The organism is Xenorhabdus entomophaga (genome assembly GCF_037996725.1).
In the GTDB taxonomy this organism is placed as follows: Bacteria; Pseudomonadota; Gammaproteobacteria; order Enterobacterales; family Enterobacteriaceae; genus Xenorhabdus; species Xenorhabdus khoisanae.
In genome coordinates this window covers 1-1,357 of the sequence record NZ_JBBMXH010000242.1, presented here as the reverse complement: position 1 = coordinate 1,357, position 1,357 = coordinate 1, and the positions used below count along the sequence as shown (strand labels likewise).

2 protein-coding genes are annotated in these 1,357 nt (G+C 48.7%); one reads left to right on the top strand and one right to left on the bottom strand.

Annotated features, from left to right (window positions below; all coding sequences use genetic code 11):
• Positions 1-71 precede the first annotated feature (71 nt).
• On the top strand, positions 72-1,076 hold the full coding sequence (locus tag AAC854_RS22495) for an IS110 family RNA-guided transposase (protein ID WP_047964978.1): 1,005 nt from the start codon (positions 72-74) through the stop codon (positions 1,074-1,076).
• Between the two features lie 96 nt (positions 1,077-1,172).
• Here AAC854_RS22495 and AAC854_RS22490 read toward each other — a convergent pair.
• Positions 1,173-1,357 (bottom strand): hypothetical protein (locus AAC854_RS22490; RefSeq protein WP_340619036.1); only part of this gene is annotated, 185 nt, incomplete at its 5' end.

Sequence of the window (1,357 nt, the reverse complement as noted above, 5' to 3'; positions counted from 1 at the left end):
CATAATGAGATGGTCGCCCCCTACCTTGTGAACGATACTCTAACAGGGTATTTTTTTCTGGAGAGGCCATCATGCAAAACGTCACACTCATTGGTATCGATCTCGGTAAGCATTCTTTCCATATTCATTGCCAGGACAAATCCGGCAAGGCCATTCTGCGTAAAAAGTTTACGCGTACCAAGCTCATGCAGTTTTTGGCAACGTGCCCCTCTTCAACGGTTGTAATGGAAGCCTGTGCTGGCGCTCATTTTATGGCGCGACGGATTGGCGGTTTAGGCCATGAAGCCAAACTCATCTCTCCCCAATTTGTGCGCCCGTTTGTCAAAAGTAATAAAAATGATTTTGTTGATGCAGAGGCGATATGTGAAGCCGCATCACGGCCATCAATGCGTTTTGTCCAGCCAAGAACAGAGACTCAACAAGCCATGAGAGCGCTACACCGTGTCAGAGACTCACTCATCCGGGATAAGGTCAAAACGACTAACCAAATTCAGGCCTTTTTGCTGGAGTTCGGTATCAGCCTGCCAAAAGGCGAGGGGGTCATTAAACGCTTATCACGCGTACTCGCGGAACACGAAATTCCCGTTTATTTGAACCGATTGCTGATGAGATTACATACCCACTATCTTTATCTTGTCGAGCAAATTACATCGTTAGAAGCCGAATTACACCAATCGATTGAAGCAGACGAGACGGCTCAACGTCTGATGACAATCCCGGGGATTGGCCCCATCACGGCCAGCTTGCTCTCCTCCCAGCTCGGTGACGGTAAACAATTTTCAGGCAGCCGGGATTTTGCTGCCGCGACCGGGCTTGTGCCCCGACAATACAGCACAGGCGGAAAAACCACCCTGCTGGGTATTAGCAAGCGAGGCAACAAAAATCTGCGCAGGTTACTGGTTCAGTGCGCCCGCATATTCATGATGCGGCTGGAACATCAACAGGGCAGACTGGCTGAGTGGGTTCGGGAACAACTGAGTAAGAAGCATTCGAATGTCGTTGCCTGTGCGCTGGCAAACAAGCTGGCACGGATCGCGTGGGCAATCACCACTCAGCAAAATGAATATCGGATCTGATAGATGTCAATCTGATTCAATAGGTTAATGATAAAGCAGTTAAAGACAGTTACCCATCTGGTTTTGCGAAGACTGATTATTGATGACATGAACGGCCTATCGGCCTGATGAAGAATCTGAACGTAAGAATGGCTCATCGAGGCCGAAGTCATTTTCAGGTTCATCAGGTGCGAAACTCATCGTGGCGCGGGCATCTTTGCCTATAGAGACGCCGGATAGATTTAAGCAAGCCAACCCGACATCAAAATCAGTGTTGCAAAAACGGGGGTGACCATAGATTT

Excerpts from the sequence above, each read along its gene's own strand:
- AAC854_RS22495 (WP_047964978.1), top strand. The coding sequence starts at position 72 with ATGCAAAACGTCACACTCATTGGTATCGATCTCGGTAAGCATTCTTTC.